6 protein-coding genes and 1 pseudogene are annotated in these 8216 nt (G+C 69.4%); 3 read left to right on the forward strand and 4 right to left on the reverse strand.

Features of this window, described 5'->3' with window-relative positions; translation table 11 throughout:
- The coding region (locus ABZ738_RS32450) for a hypothetical protein (RefSeq protein ID WP_357219739.1) at positions 1–527 on the reverse strand (527 nt) is incomplete at its 3' end.
- Between the two features lie 124 nt (positions 528–651).
- On the opposite strand from ABZ738_RS32450, the gene ABZ738_RS32455 reads away from it, so the two are divergent.
- Together ABZ738_RS32455 and ABZ738_RS32460 are read left to right on the forward strand one after the other, a co-directional pair.
- Positions 652–2214, forward strand: a complete 1563-nt coding sequence (locus tag ABZ738_RS32455) for an acetolactate synthase large subunit (protein WP_357219742.1) — start codon at positions 652–654, stop codon at positions 2212–2214.
- Positions 2215–2648: 434 nt separating this feature from the next.
- A pseudogene (locus ABZ738_RS32460) lies at positions 2649–2789 on the forward strand (IS5/IS1182 family transposase); the annotation flags it as partial.
- 213 nt (positions 2790–3002) lie between these two features.
- Here the strand turns inward: ABZ738_RS32460 and ABZ738_RS32465 are convergent.
- The 3 genes from ABZ738_RS32465 to ABZ738_RS32475 all read right to left on the reverse strand — a co-directional run bounded on the left by ABZ738_RS32465 (position 3003) and on the right by ABZ738_RS32475 (position 5675).
- Positions 3003–4136: a cupin domain-containing protein gene (locus ABZ738_RS32465; protein WP_357219745.1), complete on the reverse strand. Its 1134-nt coding sequence runs from the start codon at positions 4134–4136 to the stop codon at positions 3003–3005.
- A 4-nt stretch (positions 4137–4140) separates the two neighbouring features.
- Complete coding sequence (locus tag ABZ738_RS32470; RefSeq protein ID WP_357219748.1) at positions 4141–4365, reverse strand: hypothetical protein; 225 nt, start codon at positions 4363–4365, stop codon at positions 4141–4143.
- A 107-nt stretch (positions 4366–4472) separates the two neighbouring features.
- Positions 4473–5675, reverse strand: coding sequence for an Nramp family divalent metal transporter (locus tag ABZ738_RS32475; RefSeq protein WP_357219750.1), 1203 nt, complete (start codon positions 5673–5675; stop codon positions 4473–4475).
- A gap of 375 nt (positions 5676–6050) precedes the next feature.
- Between ABZ738_RS32475 and ABZ738_RS32480 the strand changes: the two genes are divergently transcribed.
- Positions 6051–7952, forward strand: a complete 1902-nt coding sequence (locus ABZ738_RS32480) for a LuxR C-terminal-related transcriptional regulator (protein WP_357219753.1) — start codon at positions 6051–6053, stop codon at positions 7950–7952.
- The last annotated feature ends 264 nt before the right edge of the window (positions 7953–8216 follow it).

Genomic DNA, 8216 nt, shown 5'->3' on the forward strand with positions numbered 1-8216 from the left:
TCGGACAGTTGCGAAGGTATGGCTACGGCGAGGTGACGTAGCAGTGCGGCGACCTCGTGGTCGAGTTCCACGCCCACGGCGTGGATTGCGTCTACGCCGAACGATCCCATTGCGCAGCTGGGCTGTTCGATGGTGAGCCGTGCGCTGCCGGCGGGTTGGCTGCTGATGACCGTGCGCAGGGGTGCGTAGAGCATGACGGTGGGATCGTGGCGGTACATCCGCTCGGCGATGGTGTGGTTGCCCATCAGGTACTCGACGCAGTGTGCGGAGTCGCCGGCGAGGTTCATCATCGGTTGTAGGTCACCGCTGCGCCAGTAGATGAGGAAGTTGTGGGGTGCTCGCTGCCGCATCTGGGTCAGCACGTCTGTCCAGGGCGCGCCGCGAGCCACCAGTGCGTTGAACGCCTCGGCGTCGTAGGGCGGAACGGCCTGCTCGTACTGGTGGCGGAAATCCTCGAATGGACGGTCGACGGTGATGTCCAGACGCCGCGCCTGGTAACTACGCACGGTGACGGCCTCCGGCTTCATGGCACAGCTCCTCATCGTCTCGACTGCGAACCTCACCGAATTTAGCCAGGTTGCACTGATTGTGGAGGTTAGTATGGTTTTTTGAGGTGTCTGGAGATCGTCGGTCTGACGGAAGGCGGCGCGGGTGAACGGGGCCGAATCACTGCTTCGAACGCTGGTTGACGGTGGCGTGGAAGTCCTCTTCACCAATCCCGGCACCACGGAACTGCACCTTGTCGGCGCGCTCGATGCGGTTCCGGAACTACGTGGGGTTCTCGCTCTTTTCGAGGGGGTGGCCACGGGCGCCGCGGATGGTTACGCGCGCATCGCCGACAAGCCCGCGGCCACGCTGCTGCATCTCGGGCCGGGCCTCGCATACGGCTTGACCAACCTGCACAACAGCCGCCGCGCCAACTCCCCCGTGGTAAACATCGTCGGGGACCACGCCACGTACCACAACACCTTCGATCCTCCATTGAACTCCGACATCGCAGCGCTGGCGGGTTGGCTGCGCGGCCCGGTCCGCCGGCCGGAGAACGCCGCCGGTACCGGGACCGACGCCGCCGCGACGCTGGAGGCGGCCGTACAAGCGCCTGGGCAGGTAGCCACAGTGATCATGCCGGCCGATGTCTCTTGGAACGACGGGGGAATGCTCGGCGAACCCGTCATGCCTCGGTCGGCTCCGACCGTGACCGAGGACGTGATAACCCGGATCGCGGACGTGATCCGCGGCGGCGAGGCGACCGCGCTGATTATCGGTGGACCGGCGCTACGGGAGGCGGGATTATGCGCGGCCAGCCGCATCGCGGTTGCGAGTGGCGTGCGTGTCCTGCAGGAGCTCTACTCCAACAAAGTCGAACGCGGCGCGGGCCTGCCCGCGTTTCCCCGGCTCGGTTTCTACCCGGACCAGGTCTTCAAACAATTGGATGGGGTACGCCATGTGATCATCGCCGGCGCGAAAACCCCCGTCTCCTTCTTCGCCTACCCCGACCATCCGAGTTGCCTCGTCCCGCAGGACGCCCAAACCCACGCCCTCGCCGAGGTCGGCCAGGATGCCGTCGACGCGCTCGTTCGCCTTGCTAATCTCGTGGCGCCCGACACGGCCCCTCAGGTTACGGAGCCTCATCGCTCATTAATGCCCAGCGGGCCGCTCACTCTGCAGAACTGGTGCGATGTCGTGGCGATGTTGCTGCCCGACCACGCGATCGTCATTGACGAAACGGTCAGCTCAGGTAATGCTCTGGCGGCCGCCACCGCAGGCTCTGCCCGACATGACGTCCTCATGCAGACCGGCGGCGCGATGGGTCACGGCATGCCGCTGGCCGTCGGCGCCGCCGTCGCCGCACCCGACCGGCCGGTCGTAGCTCTGGAGGCCGACGGTTGCGCGATGTACACCGTCACCGCCCTCTGGACGCAGGCCCGCGAACAGTTGAACGTCACCACGATCATCCTCAACAACCAGGCCTACGCCATCCTGCGCCAGGAGTGGCAGTACTTTGGCAGTCGACCTCCCAGCGCCGGGGCGCCAGACAGCAACCCACTGCTGGACATGTCCAACCCCGCGATCGACTTCGTTAAGCTAGCCGAGGCATTCGGTGTTCCCGCCAGTCGCGCGAGCACCGCCGAGCAACTCGCCGAGCAGTTCTCCCGAGCGCTCGCAGAACCGGGACCTCATCTCATCGACGCCACGATGGCACCCGCCGCCTGACGTTGCACCGCTGTCATCCACCGAAGACAGCGCCAGACACCGCAACCGCGCTGGCCGCGGCTACGACTACGTCCTGCTGGACGGCACCCGGATCGAGACCGACCGGGTATCCACCCCTGGCCCGACACGCGGGTGGACCTGTGGTGGTCGGCCAAACACAACAACCACGGCGGCAACGTCCAGGTCCTGACAGCCCCCGCACGGCCGGCCGCTGTAGACCTCGCCGGTGCGCCCCGGCCGGGAACACGACACCACCTGCCTGCGCACCCACCCCGACCTGCTGGACCCTCACCGCCATCCGCGACGACCTGCGTACCCTGACCGACCTGGGCTACGAAGACGAAGCCGACACACTCGTCGTCGCCTTCAAGAAGCCCAAGAACGGCGAACTCACCGACCTCCAGCGACGTTCAACCGAACCCACAACCGGCTGCGCCGTCGGCGAACGCGGCAACAGCCTGCTCAAGACGGTCTTCAATGCACCCCGGAACGTCACCCTCTGCCCCTGGAAGATCGGCGACATCGTCGCCGCAGCCCTGGTGATCCTCCACATCGAGCACGACCGAACCACCTGAAACAGGCACTACACACAGTCGCAGACCGTTAGGGACGGTTGGATGCCGGGTTGAGACGCCGGTTCCATCGCCAAGGGCCTGGCGGCCTTGGCCGTGATCACCGGCGCTGGCGTACCAAGGAATTCACACCCCACATGTCGGCTTCGGCGTGCCGTCGACGCGTACGCCCGGTGACCCCGCGACGACGTTCGCGCGGGCCACCAGGCGTACGCGTCAGAGCACCACCTGCTTGCTCTGCGGCAGCGCGTCGACCAGGGACTGGGACACGTTGATCGTGTCGGAGATGACCTCGTGCGGGGTGTTGGCCATCCACTGCATTACCGAGATGTCCTCGAACCGGGGATGGCGGAACATCTCCAGGAACACCAGCGGCTCGTCGCCGGTGTTCTCGATGTAGTGCCCGTACGCGAACGGCACGTAGCCGACGTCACCGGCCTGGAAGTCGAACGTACGGGCGGCGGCTGACCCCGCGAACACACCCATCCTCCCCCGTCCGGAGATGTAGTACTGCCACTCGTCGGTCGTCGGGTGCCAGTGCAGCTCGCGCATCCCGCCCGGCTCCACCTCGACCAGAGCGGCTGCCGTGGTCGTCGAGGCGGCGAAGTTGGTCGAGTCGGCGATGCGTACCGTGCCGCCGCGGAAGTGCTGCGGGGCCTGCGCCAAGAGCCGGTGCTTGAAGCTGCGCGGCACGTCGCCGGTCGGGCTGACGATGCGGTCCATCGACAGCGGCGGCGGTACGGCGCTCTGGAAGATGTACTTCTCCTTCTGAGCCAGGTCGGCCATCTGCGCCATCGACCAGCCGAAGTTTTTCGCCAGCACCGACTTCGGGGTGTGCGCGAAGAAGTCGCTGAGCAGGAAGGTGTTGTTCTCCGAGAAGGTGCCGTCGTTGAAGACCAGCAGGAACTGCGCGCCGTCGGCGAGGGCCTGGATGTGGTGCGGGATGCCCTGCGGGAAGAACCACAGGTCGCCGGCCTGGACATCCTCGATGAAGTTACGCCCCTCGTGGTCCACCGCGCTGATCCGGGCCCTGCCGCTGAGCATGTAGGCCCACTCCGACTCCTGGTGCCAGTGGATCTCGCGGTACGCGCCTGGCTCCAGTCCGAATTGGACCCCGGCCAGTTGGGTGGCGATCGGCAGGTCCCGGATGGTGACCTCGCGGGTCCATCCGCCCTTCTCGACCCGCGTGTGCGCCTGGGAGAAGGAAAACTTGAGGTTGGGCACCAGCCGGCTGTCGGTGGTGGGCGGGACTAGCAGGTCGGGGTTCTGCCGCTCGAGCTCGACGTTGCGTCCGGAGATGGGCGCGCTGCCCTGGTCGCCGCGACGCGGCTCGGGATCGTTGTTAACCATCGGATCAACTCCTCACATTGGTCGAAACGGTGTCGGGTTGCCAGACGACGTACCGTCCGTCGTTGGGTCGGCCCAGCAGCGCGCGGACCGCCACCCGGCCGTGCTGCAGCGCGACCGCGCCGGGTATCGCTGCGGCGGTCGCGGCCAGCAGCAGCCGACTCCACCAGGGAATCTGGACGAATCCTCCGCCGGCGGCGAGCAGGGCCAGCGCGAGCAGCGTGAGCCGCAATCGGATCAGGCCCGGTGGCCTGACAGTTCGACATCGGACCCTGGTCGGCATGGCGAGCGGCGTCATACGGCCTCCATCGGTCGGGTGTTGCCGGTGGGCTCGGGAGGTCAGAGAAGGAGCAGTAGTGGCAGGGCGCAGCCGACCGCGGCGACGGCGCCGCCCGCGACCGTCGCCACGACGGTGGTGGCCCGGGAGTTGACCAGTGGACCCATCACCCGCCGGTCGCGGCAGAAGTAGACGAGCAGGAACAGGGCGATCGGCACGCCGAGGGAGATCAGCACCTGGCTGAGCACCAGCAGCATGGTCAGCGGTACACCGATCATCAGCGCCACGATGGCCGGAGCCATGGTGATCAGCCGGCGCAGCCGTACCGGGATCTGCCGGCTGAGGAAGCCCACCATCACCACGTCCCCGGCGAGCGTGCCCACGCCGCTGGAGGAAAGTCCGGAGGCGAGCAGTGTGAGGGCGAACATCAGCGCGGCGAAGCCACCTATCCGGGCGCCTAGTTCGACGTGTGCCTCCAGCAGGTCACCCGTCCAGCCGTCGGCAGTGGCACCGGCGAGGCCGACCCCCAGCGCGATCATCGAGACGTTGACCATGGTGGCCGCCCCGAGCGCGATGCCGCAGTCGAGCCGCAGCGCACGCCGGACCAGTGCCGGCGACCGCCAGGCCGAATCCGGCACGGCGCCCTCCCGCCGGGCGATGGCCGAATGCAGGTAGATGGCGTGCGGCATGACGGTGGCGCCGACGATGCCCATCGCGAGCAGGAGTGAGGCGGAGCCGTCGATGCGGGGCACGAAGCCGCCAAGCGCCTCGGTGGGCGACTGGTGTCCGGTGGTCACCAGGTTGTAGGCGACGCCGGCGCCGATCAGCAGCAGCGCCGCTGCGCTCATCAACTCGAAGGGGCGGCTGCGGCCTCGCCGCCGCATTTCGAGCATCAGCATCGCGGCCACCGCCGTGCACACCGCGGCCAGTGGCATCGGCATGCCGAACAGCAACCACATGCCGATCGCCGCCCCGACGAACTCGGCCAGGTCGGTCGCGAGGATGACCAGTTCGGCCTGCACCCACAGCAGCTTGTTGAGCCAGCGCGGAAGGCGTTCCCGGCTCAGCTGCGGCAGGCTCCGGCCGGTGGCCACGCCGAGCTTAGCCGCCTGGAACTGGACCAGGATCGCGATCAGGCTCGCCGCCACCACCACCCAGACGAGCAGGTAGCCGGTGGTGGCACCGGCGGTCAGGTTGGTGGCGATGTTGCCGGGATCGACGTACGCGATCGCCGCTACGAATCCCGGACCGAGCAAGGCCGTCATGGCGGGACGTCGGGTCGTTGACCTCGGCCGCAGGGTCGTGGTTGCCATGCTTCCGATGCTCGACCGAGCACCCGGGCCGTCACATCACGTGATCGCGCCAAACGCGCGTGCCCGATCCCGGACGGCCGGGACGTTGCGGCGCAAACGGCGACACCGCAGCGATCCGGCCGCCCGCCGAACCCCCCGTGGCTAGGCTCGGGGGCAGGACGCCATGCCACTACACAGGGTGAGCACGCGGGGGGAACGCCATTGTTCGATTCGCCCTTTTACGACGCCACATCGAGCCGACCGGCCGTCGCCGTAGCCCTTGAACAGACCCTGTTGCGCGTCGTGGCGGTGACCGACCGGCCCTGCCCGGTCTGGCTCATCCGGGCGATGACCGGAACCGACGACCTGGCGCTCGGCGCCGCCCTGGACAACGCGTTCGCCCGGGGGCTGCTCGCCGAGACGCCGAACGGCGTCAAGTTCGGCCCGGCGGCCCGCCCCACGCGAATCCTCGACTCCCTCTCCGCGTCGACGCGGGGCCTGCTGCACACGCGGGCAGCAGCCGTGCTGGCGGCCGCCGCCCCGACCGCCGCGGTACGCCACGCGACCGCCGCGCTCACCCTCACCGGCCGGGTCGATCCGGACCTGATCGACACCTTCGTGGCGTCCTGCGCGGTCCAACCCGCCGCCCTAGCCGACCTGCTGGTCGCCGCACTGGGTCGCGACACGGCCGACGGTGTTCCGCAACGGCGCCGCTGGCTGCTCGCCGCGGCGGACAGTCTCGTCCTGTCGGGGCGCGGACCGCAGGCACTCCGGGTGCTGGCGGCGGAGATCTCCATGGATCGGGGCGGTGGGGCGTACCGCAGCCAAATGCTCGGCCGTCTCGCCGGCATCTACGCCGGCCATCAACCGTCGACTGCCCTCGCCTGCCTGCGCGGCGCGCTGGCGCAGGAGCGACTGGACGCGGGAAGCCGGAGCACCCTGTTGGCGATGGTCGGCGCGCTCGCGGCCCGGCTGGGGCATCCCGACGCCGACGCGCTGCTGCGCGAGGCGGGCAGCGCCCACGCCGAGGAAGGCACGCCCGCCTCGGCAGTCCACCTGGCGCTCGGCCGTGCCGCGGCCCGCCTGTCAGTGGGCGACCTGCGGGGCGCCCGCGCCGTGCTGGCCACGCTGGATCCGGACGCGCCGGGAGCTCGGCGGGAGTCGGCGCTGATCCACGCTGAACGGATCTTCACCCAGCTCGGCCTCGGCCGGTACGACGACGCCCGTTCCGCTACCGGGCGGGCGTTGCACGAGGCGGCGCCGGCCGGCACCCCGCCGGCCGTCCTGATCACCGCCCTGGATTGCCTGCGCATGATTGCGGTGGGCGAGCTGCCCGAGGCGGCGGCCCTGGCCGGGACCACACTCAGCGTCCGCGCGCACGCGCTGAGCCAGGAGGTACGCGCACTGCTGATCGCGGTGCTCGCCGAGGTCCGCTACCGCCGGGGAGAACCGGAGGCTGCCCACGCCTGCCTGCGCGAATGCCTCACGACCGAGCACCAGTGGCCGGACAGTACGATCTGGACCCTCGCCAGCGGTGTCGCCGCCACCGACCTCACCCTGGCCGAGCAGGCACGCCTGCTCGCCGGCACGATCGCCGACCTGCACCGCTCGGTGCGCGCACTGCTTCCCGTGCCCCAGCTCGGACCCCGGCTGGTCCGCGCCGCCCTGGCCAGCGGTGATCCGCGCACCGCCGGCCAGATCGCCGCGCTGCTCGATCAGGTGGCGGTCCGCACTCCCATCCCGCTGTGGCGCGCGCTCGCCGATCAGGCACGCGGCCTGGTCGACCGGGACGCGGACGCGCTGCGGGCGGCGGTCGACGGGCTACGTACCACCGCCGCCCGGCCGGCCTTGGCCGATGCGCTGCTCGACCTCGCGCACAGCCCACACCCACGACGTTCTGAGGCCCGCGAGGCGGCGCGGGAAGCAGCCGGCCTGTACGGGCGGATCGGCGCCCTGGGCGACCAGCGGGCGGCCGAACACCGGGCCGCCGAGGTGGCCACCGCCCGGCGGGTACGGCGGCAACCGGCCCGCGGCCAGCTCCGGACCGGGCTCGACTCGCTCACGCCAGCGGAGGCGCGGGTGGCTGAGATGCTCGCCGCCGGCGCCACGAAACAGCAGGCGGCCGGAAGCCTGTTCGTCTCCTTCCACACGGTGGACACCCACCTCCGGTCGATCTACCACAAGCTCGGCATCCGCACCCGACTGCAACTGTTACGCGCCTGGGATCAGCACCGGAGATCGGACGGCTGAGCGGCGGCTGCGGTCGCCGGTCAAACCGGGTCGACGCTCATCGTGCACCCTGGTCCTGTCCGGCGACGAAGGCCGCCACCCGCTCGTACTTCCTCCTGGTCGTATGGCCGTCCCAGGCTGCCGGGTGGGCGGGCAGGTGCCAGGACGCCTACCGGTGGGGCAGGTCGAGGTAGACGACGGCCGAGATCTCTCGTCTCGCTGCCAGCGCCCGGTCTCTCACTTGATGTAAGTGGGTGTCTCACCTGATGTCACAGGGGGGCCACT

It is taken from the genome of Micromonospora sp. NPDC047793 (assembly GCF_040642635.1).
In the GTDB taxonomy this organism is placed as follows: Bacteria; Actinomycetota; Actinomycetes; order Mycobacteriales; family Micromonosporaceae; genus Micromonospora.

What these genes read in the sequence shown, in the direction of transcription:
- ABZ738_RS32480 (WP_357219753.1), top strand. Translation starts at nt 6,051, where the DNA reads ATGACCGGAACCGACGACCTGGCGCTCGGCGCCGCCCTGGACAACGCG.
- ABZ738_RS32465 (WP_357219745.1), bottom strand. Translation starts at nt 4,136, where the DNA reads ATGGTTAACAACGATCCCGAGCCGCGTCGCGGCGACCAGGGCAGCGCG.
- ABZ738_RS32475 (WP_357219750.1), bottom strand. Translation starts at nt 5,675, where the DNA reads ATGACGGCCTTGCTCGGTCCGGGATTCGTAGCGGCGATCGCGTACGTC.